Here is a 15,677-nt window from a genome sequence, read left to right as displayed (position 1 = left end):
GGGCTCCCCATGCGGTGTAGTGCGCGTTGGCAGCGAAGTTGATGTTGTTGGAATCCACAGCGGAAATCGGCCTCTGCCCGACGTTGTAGCCGTAGTTCACCACGCGTCCGCTGGGATAGGTGATAGACTTCAGTGAACCATCCAGGTTGTAGGCGTAATGAAATTCTTTGTTGACCTGCGCGGGAACGCGCTGGTTGAATTGAAATTGGTAGACGTTCCGGCCCATCGCGTCATAGCTGTTTAGGAAACCGACTGAGTCTCCGTTTCCAGTTGCCGCATAGTTGTACTCTGCGCTCAATCTGCCAATGCCATTTTGAATCGGGATTCCCCAAAGGGTACTCAGGTCATAGAGGTAGACCACCCCGCCGCCGGAGGAGTAGGATTTGCCTGCCACTCGGTTCAGCTCGTCATAGTTGAAAGCAGTTGTTACCGTAGCCCCCAATGTCTGATTGGGTGCGGGCGAAATTTTGGAGATCAGGTTGCTGTTGTTGTCATAGGCATAATTGATGGTTCCCGACTCCGGATTGTTAGCATGTGTCAGACGCGAGAGCGAGTCGTACTGGAAGGTGCGGCTGCGCCAATTGGCGGAGCTGGGGTCATTGCCCATCTGGTCTACACGAGTAAGATTGCCCAGCGGATCGTATTGATAGTCGGTCTCGTTGATGAAACTGAGTGGTGTGGCCGGATCCGGCTCCCAGATTTTGATCAAACGCCCAAGGGCATCGGTCTGGCTTTGCCGCCGGCGTCGCGAGGCTTCATCGTTCGTTATTACCAACGGAAAATTGGAGTAGCCAGTTGTCTCCTGGCCGCCATCGAACTTCGTGGTTGCAAGCAGCCGCCCCAGCGCGTCATAGCTGAAAGTGTCATAGGGCGTGGATTGTTGCGGCGGACAGTGATAGGTAGCTGGCAGCCAGCCCGGTCCCTGATAGGGATAAGTCTGATACTGCTTTCGGCCCGCGCCGTCATAGCAGGTATCCACGTCATCAACCCAATGATTCTGATCGGGGTTTCCATTGACATCAGTTTCGCCATTGAACTTGGCCGTGCGGATGACTCTGCCCAACCCGTCATACTGTATCCAGGACGTCGTTTGGTTGTTGGCATCAATCTTGTCTTGCTGATACACGTAAGGAGTGTTAGAGCCTGGAGTGTAAGGTGTATCGTTATAGCCATACGCCGTTTGTGCCTGCTGGTTGCCGTTGTTGGGATCAGGCGGGCCGATGACGCTGGTCAACCGCCACATATTGTCGTAACTGTAAGCGGTGGTTTGGTTGTTTTCGTCAGTAGCGCTGGATTTCAGTCCGGTATTGAAGTCATACCACGCCTGCGTGATGTGGTGCGCGCCGCTGCTTGCCGTGTCGGGCATCTGCGTCTGTGTGACATAAGCCCCGGCAAAGGCGGGGTCGTGCGAGAACGTAGTGGTATAACCCCTGGGATCGGTGGATTGATACACCGTGCCGGTGTCAAAGTAAGAAGTTGTGCTCGTAATCCATCCATTGGTGGTATTCAGCCAGTGGCTCACAGAAGTCAGATTGCCCCGTGAACTGCCTGTGGGCGGGCTCGCGTCGTGTTGGGTTGTGATTCCCGACGCAGCAAGGCCAGTCTGGTCGTAGTTGTAAGTCGTATAGGCTACCTGGTTGCCGCCTCCATCCTGCACTAAGGTTGAAGCGGGCAGGTCGAGCATGCCCAGGTTGTAGTAGGCCGGATTGTTCTGCCAAAGCAGGCTGGTACGCGATTTGCGCAGCAATGGCCCAGGAGAGCCTTGGCCGTAATCATAGTCGCGCTCTTCGGTGACATTGCCATAGATAAAGCCCGGGGAGTCGGATGCATAATCCTTTTGTACCTGGGTTACTTTGCCGTTGGCCATCGTAGTGGTGATAACTGTAGGAACAACGTTGGCGCCGTGGCCAGCCGGTTGTGTTCCACTGGGGCCAGTAGGTTGTGAATACTGCGTATCCACCGTATTCAACAGCTGGCGGCCGCCGCCTGTACCTTGGAAGTGCTGCGTCTCCGTTTCATAAAGTGAGCAGGTATTGGCAATCGGCGTGATGACATGAACGGTGTCATCGCCATTAGGAGAGATCACTGTGCTGATCATGCCTCCTTGTGTGCCCGAGGCAGCCCAGTTGTAAGTCCAGGTATGCGGCCCTGTGCCGTCGTTGGCATCTACTATGCGTGAGGCCACCGCGCGATTGGAAGTGGTGAAGTCGTTATACGGAGTACACTGCGATATTGTGGTGTAGGTATAGCTAATCGCACCGCCGGTCGGCAAACCGATGTACATGATATTGCCGTAGGAGTCATAGTTAAAGTTCCAGTTGGTTCCGTTGGGCAGAACTACCGTTACAAGCATTGGCACCGTTGTGCTTGCCGGCGCTCCGCCTGGCATTGATCCCGTGTTGATGCCAAAATTGGAATAACAAAACTTGATTGGCGAGATTCCGCCATGCGATCCGGGAAAGTTAATGATCTGCGAGCCGGTAGGGTAATTCGATACACAATCGTGAGTATCGCTAGTGTTAACGAGTCCAGGGAAAAAACGCCCAAGCGTGTCGGTTATGCCCAGGCCAGTGCCGGTAATGTCATTCACACCTCCCGTGATCTTATTCCCGTTACGGTCTTCTGTAAGGGTAGGCAGGGCGCGCTCGAGATAGGTGACCACCGTATACTGATTGGGCCCGCTGGAACCTTGATAATGGCTCACCATTGGGCCACTGAAAGGCCCTAAAGTATATTGAACTCCGGTTCTATCGATGACAGTCCCACTATCTCCTGCATACAGGGGATCTCCGCTGGGATTCAGATTAAATTGAATGCCTGTCGTGTCATCGGTGCGATCACCGAGAATATGGGACCCACCATCGGCAGTGATCGCCGTACAACAATCGACGCTGGCTGTGTCCCAGTCCGGGTGATCTGTCCAATCGGTGACAGTGCGTGTGCGACTTACGCTAATCCCTTGGTCCATGGCCAAAGTTACGCCGGGACTAATTCCCTTCGCTCCACCCCACACCCAATGATATGTATAGTTTTGCGCATTCGTGCCGTTTCGCTCGACGTGCCAACTAGCCTTTGAACTCAGTTCGAGAAAGAAGCCGGCCCGGAGATCGCTTCCGCGTTGCGGATAGGAAAGCAGCGGAATATGCAGCATGACATTGCCACTGGTGAGGCTGATGCTGTCGATGTCGCCACCATGAAAGGAGCCGTAAGGCTTAAGCCCGCTTTCAGTATTTGGATTGTCCTGGGAAAATAACAATCCGCACCATAGAAAAAAAACTGCGACCGTCCGAAACCAAATCTTCGCTTCCATGCTCTTCTCCATTAAAGCTGGTATCTCAAACAATTTATACAGTTTATACAGTGGACATGTCGGCCTCAGGGGCTGAAGCCCAACGAAAATGCGTGACTTTCATGCACGGTTAGAACGTTCTTGCGGCCATTTCTTGCAGCCTTCGCTTACAAAGATGAAGAACAATTGTAAATGATCCTGCGGGCTTGGTACATAAAGGCGAGGTTAAGATTCTATCTGCCATTTCGGGAAATTTCCCGTTATGGCTCTAAACTTTTGTCTTACCGCTGAGGACGTCGAGGAACGCCGAGGGAAAATTGTGAACGTTAAGAACCAATAAAAAAGGCCAGCCTTGCGGCTGGCCTTAAATCAATCAATTCAGTTTGCGGTTAGAAGATCAAGTGCAGTCCAAACTGAATGCGGCGGCGGGCTACGCCGTTCTGGAAGGCGTTGACCTCACCGGAACCGGAGGTATTGCCGAAGTTATTGCCAAAGGTAGACGGCGAGGTAAAAACGATGTCATCAATAAGCCCATCGGGCACGCCGCGATACTGCCGGTTGAATACGTTAAAGACATCCATTCTGAGCTGCACGATCACGCGTTCGCTAAGCTGGGTGTTCTTGTAGAAGCCCATATTAACGTTGTTCACGGTTTGACCACGCAGACCTGGGTTGCGTCCTACTCCGAGGAATGGGTTACCGAAGAAGGTGGCTGCATTCAGGTCGTTATAGATCCAGCGAACAGTATTGGCTGCAATCGTTCCACAAGCCAAAGGATCGGTTGCCGGGTTGGCTCCCACATGCACTGCAGCCGGCGCGAATCCACAATTCGGAGCTACCGGATTGATCAGGACCAATGGTCCACCAACTCCCTGATGAGCAAAGACTCCCAGAGTGTTGAGAGGGGCAGCAGAATTCGACAAGATGGGACGCAAGTTATCGGTTACTGTGCTGAAATCGGCGGAGGGATCGCCCAGAGAGGCGAACCCGGTTTCACCCCTGTTCTGGGATGGAGTCCACAGTTGACCACTGCTAAAGCGGTAGTTGCCCGAATACTCCCAGCCACCCAGCAGGTGTCCCACCAACCCCTTTTGCGATTTATACCAGGGCAGGTCGTAAACCCAGTTCATAGCAAACACATTGGGGAATGAGATGGTGCTGGAAGCTTTTTCCGGCTGGTTCCCGTTGAAGACATTGGGGCCGAAGGAGAGGCCACCCACACCGGTTCTGGAAAAGACCTCGAAGGAGTTGTCGATGGTGTGGCTATAGGTATAGGCAAACTCTGAGCTCAGGCCATGCCAATCCTGTATGCGCAGCGCACTTTGCAGAGCATTGTATTTCGACCAGGCATAATTTCCTCTCTGAACTACATTGGCATTGGAGCAATGGGCGAAGCCACCGGTAGGCACACCACCCGCAGTAGAAGCACCTGTGGAGGTATGGCTACTGGAATATCCAACCTGATTTGGATCAGTGCAAGGCGTCAGGCCCGCGGGAATGTACCCTTGAAAGTTATTGGCGATGAGGAGATTCAAAGCCGGATTGGCATCGGCCGACTGGAACTGCTTGACCGTGTGGGTGCCGTTATAGCGCACTTCAGCGGCCACATGGGCGCCGATCTGACGTTGAATACCGAAGGTCCACTCCTCAGCGTAGGGATTGCGTAAGTTAGGATCCACGGTGGTGTAAGAGCGTGCACCGGGGTTAACACCCAAGCCTGACTTGATCAGCCCAAGGTCGGCGGTACGTACATTCGAACCGTTGCCGCCCGTTGTCGGCAGACAGCCAACGCAGGTCGTACCGAGAGCTCCCGGTTGCGTGATATTCGAGCCGGCGTTCACCACCGGAGCCGCGCTGGCCACGTTGGAGAACATGTTATAGAAGGCCGGATCATAGGCGATGCGGAAGCCGCCACGAATCACGGTCTTATCCTGGCCAAACATACTCTGCCAGACACGCGGGGTCCAGGCAAAACCAACATTCGGCCCCCAGTTGTTGTAGTACTCGGGAACACGAGGCACGGTGGTAAGGCTTGCCGGCAGCGTGGGATCCCAGAACGGAGTGCTTGATGCCTGTTTGGCGGTGGTAATGTCGTGCAGCAGGTTGATGGCCTGCTGGTACCACTCCCAGCGGAGACCCAGGTTGATGGTCAAGTTGTCCTTGATCCGCCAGTCATCCTGAACATACCAGGCGACATCCTGCTCCTTGAAGGGGAAGTTAAAGGGGCCATCGGTCAAGCTGAAAGTCGACCGGTCCTGGAGAAAATTGCTGAAGCTTGAAACTGTAGCTGCATTTGCATAGGTGAAGGAGCCGTTGATCGTAGGCAGAAAAGCGTTGGGAGAGCGCTGCCGGTCATATTCTCCGCCAAACTTGAAGGTGTGGCGCCCTCGCGTCCAAATCACGTTGTCTTGCCACTGGGTAACGTTGACCAGACGGCCCTGAGGCAGGTTGGTCGCCAAGCCAAAGGTCATGAAGCTACCCCTGAGATTGATACGGGTGGGGCAGGCAGTAGGATTGAGGCGGTTGCAACCCGGGATCGTCCCATTCTCAAAACCAACGTTGGCGCGCGAGTAGCTGAAGCGGCCCTGGTTCACAAGGTTGCTGGTAAAGGTGTGGGTCCAGTCAATCGCAATCTGCTGACTGCGGGCGGGAACATCCACGACATAACCAGCAGCGAAGTCGCCGGTTGCATTGGTGTTGATGGTTTGCTGGAAGAGATAGCGGGTGAAGACGCGGTCCTTGTCGCTGGCCTGCCAGTCCACGCGGCCGGTAGTCTCGTAGTCGTTATACAGAGAGGGCAGGGAGCGGGTAATGTTACCGAATTCTATTGGAACGCAACCTGCCGGAGGAACCAAAACGTTGCAATTCAGCCCGGGAGTCGCCGTCACAAATTGGTTCTTAATACCGGTAAAGGTCGGACTGCCAACCGGGACAGCTAACGGCCCGACGGCTGAAAGCAAGTTGACGGAATTATTTCCGGGGAATGCGGTCTTTAACTGTGCAAGTCCGTTCGGAGTTGGAGTCAAAAGAGTCGAGGTGCTGGGTGAGGAACCAGTACGGGTCCGCTGAAAGTAGCCCGAACCGAAGAACCATAGCTTGTCGCGTTTGATAGGGCCACCCAGAGTTCCGCCAAACTGGTTGTCTACGTAGCGCGGCAGCTTGACCGCATTGCAGCCATTGGCCGCAGGGGTCTGTCCTGACGTGCAGAAACCCAGAAATGGCGATTTCTCTTCGTTGGCCAGCGAATCGGTAAAGTTGCCGGTGAAATACTCCAAGGCGGTGCCATGGAAGGCGTTGCTGCCTGATTTGGTGACGTAATTGACTACACCGCCCATGTTGCGGCCATACTGGGCCTCATAGTTGGTGATGACCTGATATTCCTCGATTACATCAGCGTTCCCGATAAAAATCGAAGGGCCAGCGACTGAGTTATCGTTGTTCTGCTGGCCGTCAATTTCGAAATTGTTGGCGCGGCTGCGCTGTCCGTTAATGGAAAGGCGGGCGCCGTTGCTGTTGCCGAAGCCTGCGCCTTCAGTGGAGGCTACGCCGGGCACAAGCAAGGCCAACTGGTCGAAGCCGTTGCCGATCGGCAGGTCCTGCGTCTTCCTGGCTTCAAAGGTATTGGTAATCTGCGAGGTCTGGCTCTCCACAAGGGGCGTAGCCTCCTCGACTGTAACCACTTCCTTGGTGCTGCCTGCCGTCAAGGTCTGGGTGCCCAAGGACGTATCGACGCCGGTGCGCACCACGACATTGTTGAGCCCCAGCTTAGAAAAAGAAGCGGCCTCAATGGTCACGGTGTAGCTACCAATGGGCAAAAGCCGCAAGGTAAAGTACCCCGTGGAGTTCGATTGCGTGGTGAATTGCTGGTTGGTGGCCTGATCGAGCGCCGTTACCTTGGCGCCGGTAACCACGGCGTGCTGCGCGTCTTGCAATGTTCCTGAAATTGAGCCAGTGACAGTTCCCTGCCCATAGCTGAAAATGGTTGATGTCAAAACAAAGACAAACAGGATTGTCAGAAAAGATAGCCTGCTGAACACACTCCTCATAAACATGCCCCTCCTAAAACCTTCTTTTTTAGACTTTTGGACGATACTTGCTCTACAGATGTACGGACGATTACTACTTAACTGGCATGTTGATCACCAAAGCCAGATCATTGTTAAGTGTTTGTAAACAATATCCTAAAGTAGCCGAAACGACGTCTCAGGATATGTTTTTGTGAATACAAACGCAGGCCATAATATGAAATTTGGAATGAGATTGGAAGGGATATTTTGTAATAAAATTGTCAACAAAATTAGTAATTTAAGGGTAAATATTTAGAGTCAGTTAATATTACATATTGATTACTAGACACTCAGGGGCAGTTTTAGCTTTTAGCTTTGGCCAGGAGCAAAGAGCTTCATCGCAGAGTTACGCAGAGGGCGGCGCTACTTTTAAATTGCCGGATGCATTTTGTGCCAGCTCGTCTCCTGCTGAAATGAGCGCGCCGCCTGTAAGACGGCGGGTTCGCCCAGTGCCGGCCCCACGAACTGTAATCCGACCGGGAGCTTATCCTCCGCCAGGCCGCAAGGCACACTGATTGCCGGCAGGCCGCAGAAGTTTCCAATCCCGCCCAGGGGGTCGGGGAAGCTCAACTCGTCATCCAGGTTTGCCTCAAGCTTGCTGGCGGTGACGGGCAGCGAGGCCGTGGCCAGAACATCAAACTGATTGAAAAGCTCCGTCATCTTGAGCTGCAATACGCGGCGGACGCGGTTGGCACGCACCAAGTCAGTCGCTGAAATCTGCTGGTTGATGTAGCCGCCCAGGCGGCCTTCGGGATCGGCCAGTTCGGCCACGCGGCCTGATTCAATCAGGCTGTCGAAAGCAGAGGCGCACTCGGCGGAAATAATCAATCCTGCCGCGGCCTCCCAGGGCCCCTCAGGTAAGGCGGCTTCGGCGAAGCTGCCGGCAAACTTGCGTACTACTTCCTGCGCTTCCTGGATTCGCTTTTCCACTCCGGGGGAAATGCTCTTCCAGGCATTGGTGAGCCATCCGACGCGCAGGGTTTTCTGGGCTATATTTGTGATTCCGTTAAACTGAAAATCGAAAGCGGCTGGCAGCGATGCGGGATCGGAAGCGTCATGTCCTGCGATTGCCGCCAGGATCACGCCGCAATCTTGGGCGCTGCGCGCCATGGGGCCGAGCTTATCCATGGAGTAGGCCAAGGCCATGGCGCCGTGGCGGCTGACGCGTCCATAGGTCGGCCGCAAGCCGGAGATCCCGGTAAACGCCGAAGGACATACGATTGATCCCCAGGTCTCGGAGCCAATGGCAAAGGCGGCCATGCCGGAAGAGACAATCGCGGCCGATCCGCTGGATGATCCGCACGTCCAGCAGCCTTCGTTCCAGGGATTATGCGCCGCGCCGGTGAATGAGGCCGAGGCAAAGCGGTATCCCATGCCGCCCGCCAATTCGATCATCGCCGCTTTACCGATTAAGACGGCGCCGGCCTGCCTCAGCTTTTGTATGACCGTGGCATCGTAATCAAACTGCTGATTGGCGTAAGGCTTGGCTCCCCAGGTGGTGGGATATCCGCGCACAGCCAGCAGATCTTTGGCGGCGTAGGGGATGCCGTGCAGAGGTCCGCGATACTTGCCGGCTGCAATTTCGCTCTCGGCGGTGCGAGCTTCCTTGATGGCCAGCTCGCGCGTGAGTGTGGCATAGGCGTGCAGGCGCGGTCCTACTTTTTCGCTTCGCGCCAGGTAACTCTCGGTTAACTCTACCGGAGAAATCTTGTGCGTGCGGATCCGTTCACCTAACTCTTGCACGGTTAAATAAAGAATGTCATCGCTGAGCATCGAATGTCGCCCTCGTTATTTACTTTTCACCAATTGCCGGTTTCGCAGTGTTGCCTTCGACGACCGGGCGCAGAACCAAAGCCGGTTCGTCCCAGTTCTCCAAGGGAAAGGCCCGCAGCTTTTCTAACGGCTCTTGTGCGGAGAGCACCAATTTGCGGAGGTCGGTCTTTTCGGCATCGCTCAAGCGGCTGCCGTATTTGCGCAGGATGTTCTGGATCTTGGCCTCCGCTTCCGCCTGGCTCTCGGCGGAAAGCTTGGGCGTCTGATCCGCCGGCTTTTCTGATGCAGGGGAAGTTGCTGGAGGCAATTGAGTTTGCGGCAGCAAATCCGCAGGCAAAGCAGCAGCGGCAGCAGCCAAGGCGGCACCGCGGGTAAAGGTCCGACGTGAAAAAACTCTTGGATGGGGTTGTTCCGTTTCTTTTGCCACGATTCTCCTCCTCAGACAATGCGGGCCTTCGTGTGAGGAGGCAGACTATACAAAGCAGCTATGGTCCGTCAACTGTGTCGGCAGGAGGCGAGAAGGTTAAAAAACCTAGATCCCTCCACTCCGCCGCGAAGAGCGGCTCCGGTCAGGATGACAAAGTGGGATAAAGAATTCAACCAAGCTCTACGGCGACTTTTTTGTTTCGAGGTTTTGTGGAAAAAAGGTAAGGTTAGAAGCTGAAGGCCAGTCCGCCGCGTATGGAGCGGGCCGACTGTACCAGATACAGTGTGCGGCCATCTTGTCCCATGACGGGCACGTAACCCTCGGCCAGCAAGTTGCGGACATCAATCAAGGCTTCCATCTGTCCGGGAAGGAAACTCAGGCTGGGCAGCGGTTGACGAATAAAAACATTCAGATAAGGATCAGTTTGCCCGGCGGAAACGTTGAATGCATCCACTGGGGTGAGAGCCCTGCCGTCAGTCATCTTATAGGAAGCAATCCAAGTGGTATTGCAATGAGGTACTTTGCCCGTCAGCTTGGCGGCAATAGCATGGCGGCGAATCGTATCGAAAGGATTCTGAGGCGCTCCCGATTGGAGCGCACCCGGGTTTTCCAGAGCCAGTACGCCGCCATAGGAATAATCGAGCGTAGCTGTCAATGCTGAAGAAAACTGGCGCTGGGCCACCGCCCGGAATCCGCGGGTGGAGAAGTTTCCGCCGTTAAATGCAAACGTCTGTGAGAAAGGATCAGCCAGGATGTTGCCATCCCCCAGAGCGCTATCTGCGTTTCCCAAACCCAGAAGTGCGGTGTTATTGATGCGGTCGGAATAGGCCGCAACCTGGAAACGATTTTTTCCATAACGGCGCGAAATTGAAATTTCCTGATGACGGGCGTCTTCGAGATGCGATGTGAAATTGGTTGCCGTAATCCGCGGACCTGACTCGCTTAGATCCGTTGGAGCAGTGTCAAAGCCCTTGGCCGCACGCGTATTGGGGATGGAAGTCGCGTAACGATATTCCACGACCATATCGGGTGAAAGATGCACGTCCAGGGTGCCAAAAGGACGGAAGCTGGCATTCTTGCCCAGGTACTGGATGGTCTGGTACTCCGCGCCATAGCTGATTTCGGCAAAATCCATCACCTGCATGCTGTCGGAAAGTGTAAGCGCGAGCGCTTGTAATGCAGCCTGCTGGTCATCGCTATCCACGACACCGAAGCGTCTCATCGTGAAAGATATCTCGGGAGCGTGACCATCCGCCGTTTGATGTTTGTAGGAGGCATGCAGCACGGTGGGTGAAGAGTTCCAATTTGCCGCCCTTCCCATATTGCCATTGAACGTCAAGGTCCCATTGGAAAAGATGGATTTTTCTACTCTGAAAGAGGTAGCCTCATCCGCGGCGCTGCCCAGGCCGTCATTGGAAGCGCCCGCTACAAAAGCCACGCGCGCTTTGAGCACGCGATCATTCTGATTTCCCGATTTGGAAACCACCACGAGCGGTCCGTCGTCAAACACGCGCAGGATAGGACGGTTGGCGGTTGAGCGCAGCGTCCACTTCCAGTCGTCATCATCCTGGCTGGTGCGGGTGCGCACCGGGAGGGTGGCAATAGCCTCAAACAGCGTATTGAGCGTGATATTGATGATCAGCTTTGCCCCGGAGTGCAAGATTACATTTTCGCGCAAGGAAGGAAGAAACGAAGCATCGGTAACTTTGACCTGGTAATTTCCGGGTGGAAGCTGAGACGCAGCATAACGGCCGTGATCGTCTGTAAATACCGTCATCGCCGGCACGGCGCCGGCCAATATCTCGACGGTAGCGCCCATTTGCGGGACACCGCTTGAGTTGCGCACAGTTCCGGCAATGCTTCCCTCACGAGGAAGAGCGGAAGCCGTCATGCTCCACACGATCACCAGAAGTGGAACCAATCTCATCTTGTGATGCATGCTTTCAACTCCATTTCGGCGTTTGGGCCCAACACAGCAGACGATTACTCAACCGCAAAACTGGCGGAAGGAGAAATCGTCTGCTTGGAAATGTTGTCGTTCACTTTAATCGTCAAACGATAGGTCCCCGGTGGCAGCGAAGCCAGCGGCATACTCTTTTCGAGTGTAATCTGGTCGCCAACGTTGCCCATCTTGTCGGTGGACTCGACCATGTGCGCCACTGCTTTATTGGTGGCGGTATTGACCACATCATATTCGATTGTGGCCGAAGATTTCTTGCTTTGTTCGTCAATTCCCAGGTTGTAAACCTGCATCCAGAAATTCATTTTTTGGTCGCGTTTGAAGCTGGCGGGCTTGCCGTCGGAGGCATCCATGCGCGGCCGCACTTTTGTATCACCGATGACAAAGTTGCCGGCTCCGACGCTCTTGGACGGAACTTTTTCCATCAAGTCTGCGATGATGAGACTAGAAGTGGCCAGCTTGTCATCGCTGAACTCGGGGACCGTAATCGCCTTACTCCAGCTGCCGACATGGTCTCCCTTGACGTCCTTCACGACAATATCCATGCGATAGCGCCCGGGACGCAAGGGCAATGCCTTCCAGTAGATCGAGTGGTTTAGCAGGGTTTTGTCGAGCAACTCGCCGGGAACATCTACACCTACGGTATCTTCAAAGGTCTGGGCAATGCGGTCGGTAATGGTAGTTACACGTCCGAAAATGTTGATTACACCGCGCGCGACCCCATCTTTGTTTTCAAAGGTGATGTCTTTATTCTGCACCTGAATTGTCACCGGAACCAGCACTGTATCTGATGTGACCTTCACGAAATCAGCACGCACATCGAATGGCATCAGGTTCATGCTGATCTTGTGGGTTACGACTTCTTCCAGATCTTTGAACTTGACTGCCGGGGGCCTCTGCAGTTTGAAGAACTGCTCGAGCCGGTCAAATTCCTTGCCCTGTTGCGCGCTAGCCTGGCCGGGATCGAGTCCCAGCCTTTCCAGACCGCCGCCCGTAAACCGGCTGGTTTTGTCCGTCTGGCCCATCTGTTCTGAAAAGGTCAGGCCGGCATTGGGCACATAGAGAAGCGCATCTTTTTTGGAGCGGTCCATCGTCATCTCATAGGCGCCGCACTGGCAGTCATCCACAAACTCGATGATGACCTCCTGGCCGATGCCCTCTATATAACGATAGCGCCAGTCCTCGAAGGGATAGGTAGACGTTGTGCCGCCACCTTCTTCTATAGGACGCTCATAGGTGCCGCCCGAGGGATGTGACTCAATTTCGTCAGGTGGACCGTACATGATGTACATGCGACCACGGTCGGTCTTCCATCCGGGGATACCAGCGGCGAAATGCTCATTCGAGTAGGCAATGCGCCGGTAGTGCTCTTCTTTGAATTCGTTCTCGGGAGTGTCTGGTGTGGGATCACGGCGAAGCCAGAACTGCTCAATAAACTGGTCGCGCTCCTCATCGTTAGAGAGCGCCTTGAAGACCGATTCTTCTTCCGAGGTAATGATGTAGCGAACATCTTCGTTGAGCCATTTCTTGTAGGTTTCGCTAACCTCATGTTTGAAAGCCTTAGCGTTTCTCGCTTTCTCTTTCTCGGTGAGCGGACGCTTTAGAGGATCAACTTCATCCTGCTTGGTTTTGGTTTGCTTTTGATCGGAACTTTGCGCTTTGGAGTTATCCGTGGCGGAGGATTGCGCCCAAACCGGTGCCGTAAATATGAGCAATCCTAAAGCGATGGCCGAAAAGCGGGATAAAAAACGGTCAAAAGACATAAGAAACTCACTCCAAAGAAACAATTCAGGTGCATAAATTGTAGTTTTAAGTTGCCGCCAAAGCAAGCAATTGAACGGATAAATTGTAAATTTATTGCCAGTACCTTTGCCGACATTGTTGCAGCACGCCGCTCGCGCAGTGAACACAGCTATAATCATGCCTTTTACTTGAATCATGCCTGAGGTGCGTATGCTTCGTTCTATTCTCATACTCGCGATACTGCTTCTGGGAGTGCCTGCGATGGTTTCATCTCAAGACCGTTCTTATGGCCGCTCGATGGTGGTCACCGACCGGGGCATCGTCGCAACCAGTCACTATCTGGCCTCGCAGGCGGGCGCACAAACTCTGGCACGCGGCGGATCTGCCATTGACGCCGCCATCACAGCCAACGCGGTCCTGGGGGTCACCGAGCCCATGATGAACGGTATGGGTGGCGACCTGTTTCTAATTTATTGGGACGCCAAGACGGGCAAGCTATACGGTCTGAATTCCAGCGGCTGGGCGCCACGGAAGCTAACCATTGATTTTCTCGCTCAACAGGGAATCACCTCCATGCCTCACGAGGGCATTCATACCGTCACGGTTCCGGGCGCTGTGGAAGGCTGGAGCCAGGCCCATCGGCGCTTTGGCCGCCTGCCCTGGAAAGATCTGTTCACACCGGCAATTTATTATGCCGAACACGGGTATGCCGTGCCGGAGCTCATCCACGACTTCTGGGTTGAAGAAGAACCCAAGATGCAAAAGACGGAAGAAGCACGCCGGATCTTTCTTCCCGGAGGCAAAGCTCCAGAACTCGGAGCAAGATTCACGAATCCCGACCTGGCCAAAACCCTGCGACTGGTTGCCGACCAGGGCCGCGACGCATTCTACAAAGGCCCGGTTGCCCAGGCCATTGTTCAGACCTCATCAGGGTTTGGCGGGACAATGCAGTTGGATGACCTGGCTGATTTTTCTGCCGAATGGGTTGAGCCCATCTCCATTGATTATCGCGGGTGGAAGGTTTACGAACTGCCTCCCAACGTGCAGGGCATGGCCGCGCTCGAGATGCTCAACATCATGAGCAATTTCCAGCCCGACGCGGAAGGTCCGCAAGGCACGGTTGAACTGCACAAAAAAATCGAGGCCATGAAGCTGGCCTATGCCGACCTCTATCGCTACAACGCTGACCCGCGCTTTGCCAAAGTTCCGGTCAAAGGCCTGCTCTCCAAGGAATACAGTGCGCAGCGGGCAGCGCTGATTGATCCGAACAAGGCGAACTGCAATCCCGGCCCGGGCAATCCAGCGACCAGCGACACCACTTACCTGTCCGTAGTAGATAAAGACGGAAACATCGCTTCCCTGATTCAGAGCAATTACTCCGGCTTTGGCTCAGGAGTTGTGGTCAATGGAATGGGATTCGCTTTACAGAACCGGGGAGCATTATTTGTGCTCGATCGCAAGCATCCGAACGCGCTCGAACCGCGCAAGCGCCCCTTCCACACAATTATTCCTGCGTTTATGGAGCGCGGCGATGTGCATATCGGCTTCGGCATCATGGGCGGCCCCAATCAACCGCTGGCCCATGCTCAATTCGTTTCCAATCTGGTGGATTATGCAATGAACATCCAGGGAGCACTGGAAGCTCCGCGGTTCACGGTCAGAGAAAATCAAATCACCTGCGACATTTTCATTGAATCGCGGGTCAAGCCCGACGTCTTGCAGGCCTTGCGGGATAAAGGACACAAGCTGACGGTCCGCAAAGAATATACGTCGCTTATGGGCCGCGGTCAGGCGGTGCTGCACAACGCGAAAACCAGGATGAACTTTGGGGCTTCTGATCCGCGCGCGGATGGCGTGGCTGAGGCAGAGCCGTTGCCGCAGAACCCGTGAAACCCAGATATGCTTCCTTATCGTTCAATCCGAAGGATAGATGAAGTCTCCCGTCGGCATCTGCTCCACGGTTGTCACTTTTCTATCGCATCCGTAAAACACTACCTTGGTACCGTAGACGTCGCCAGGCGCTGAACACATCTGCAGGCTGAAGGGCCCTCCGCCCGGCACTTTTGGCTGCGTCCCTCTTCCCGAGGGTGCCCCACAATGAACTGAAACTTCTTGTTCAGTCCAGCCTTCCTGCACGCGGCACAATGGACGGCCGTCACGAGCGCTAAGGGTCCACATACGCTCATGATTCCACCAGAATCCTCCAAAGACGCCAAGCAGTGTGGCGATCACGGCCGCAATGCTCCACCACAAGCGCACGCTAATCAGACGATTGTCCTCGGTATTCATGCTCGCTTCAGAATAGCCTTTGAAACGCACAATCACTCCACTGCAAAATTGGCTGAAGGCGTGATGGTTTGCTTGGAGACGTTGTCGTTCACTTTAATCGTCAGGCGATAGGTTCCCGGCTCGAGCGAA

The 15,677-nt window shown here is 54.4% G+C and carries 8 protein-coding genes; 1 reads left to right on the top strand and 7 read right to left on the bottom strand.

Annotated elements, in window-relative coordinates; all coding sequences use genetic code 11:
- The 6 genes from VK738_20805 to VK738_20780 form a co-directional block, all read right to left on the bottom strand.
- Positions 1-3,310 (bottom strand): hypothetical protein (locus VK738_20805; GenBank protein HTD25101.1); only part of this gene is annotated, 3,310 nt, incomplete at its 3' end.
- A 368-nt stretch (positions 3,311-3,678) separates the two neighbouring features.
- A complete protein-coding gene (locus tag VK738_20800) occupies positions 3,679-7,335 on the bottom strand; it encodes a TonB-dependent receptor (protein HTD25100.1) in 3,657 nt (1,218 codons plus the stop codon).
- Between the two features lie 390 nt (positions 7,336-7,725).
- On the bottom strand, positions 7,726-9,129 hold the full coding sequence (locus VK738_20795) for an amidase (protein ID HTD25099.1): 1,404 nt from the start codon (positions 9,127-9,129) through the stop codon (positions 7,726-7,728).
- A gap of 19 nt (positions 9,130-9,148) precedes the next feature.
- On the bottom strand, positions 9,149-9,556 hold the full coding sequence (locus tag VK738_20790) for a hypothetical protein (protein ID HTD25098.1): 408 nt from the start codon (positions 9,554-9,556) through the stop codon (positions 9,149-9,151).
- 226 nt (positions 9,557-9,782) lie between these two features.
- The gene (locus VK738_20785) at positions 9,783-11,495 is read right to left on the bottom strand and encodes a carboxypeptidase-like regulatory domain-containing protein (protein HTD25097.1); all 1,713 of its coding nucleotides are present in this window, start codon (positions 11,493-11,495) and stop codon (positions 9,783-9,785) included.
- A 44-nt stretch (positions 11,496-11,539) separates the two neighbouring features.
- Positions 11,540-13,279 carry a GWxTD domain-containing protein gene (locus VK738_20780; GenBank protein ID HTD25096.1) on the bottom strand — a complete coding sequence of 580 codons (1,740 nt, stop codon included), beginning with the start codon at positions 13,277-13,279 and terminating at the stop codon, positions 11,540-11,542.
- 190 nt (positions 13,280-13,469) lie between these two features.
- Here VK738_20780 and ggt point away from each other — a divergent pair, with 190 nt between their 5' ends.
- On the top strand, positions 13,470-15,149 hold the full coding sequence (gene ggt, locus VK738_20775; protein HTD25095.1) for a gamma-glutamyltransferase: 1,680 nt from the start codon (positions 13,470-13,472) through the stop codon (positions 15,147-15,149).
- A 24-nt stretch (positions 15,150-15,173) separates the two neighbouring features.
- On the opposite strand, the gene VK738_20770 is transcribed toward ggt, so the two are convergent.
- Positions 15,174-15,548, bottom strand: coding sequence for a hypothetical protein (locus tag VK738_20770; GenBank protein HTD25094.1), 375 nt, complete (start codon positions 15,546-15,548; stop codon positions 15,174-15,176).
- Positions 15,549-15,677 lie beyond the last annotated feature (129 nt).

It is taken from the genome of Terriglobales bacterium (genome assembly GCA_035487355.1).
GTDB lineage: Bacteria > Acidobacteriota > Terriglobia > Terriglobales > Acidobacteriaceae > QIAW01.
This window is presented reverse-complemented; position numbering and strand designations above follow the sequence as displayed.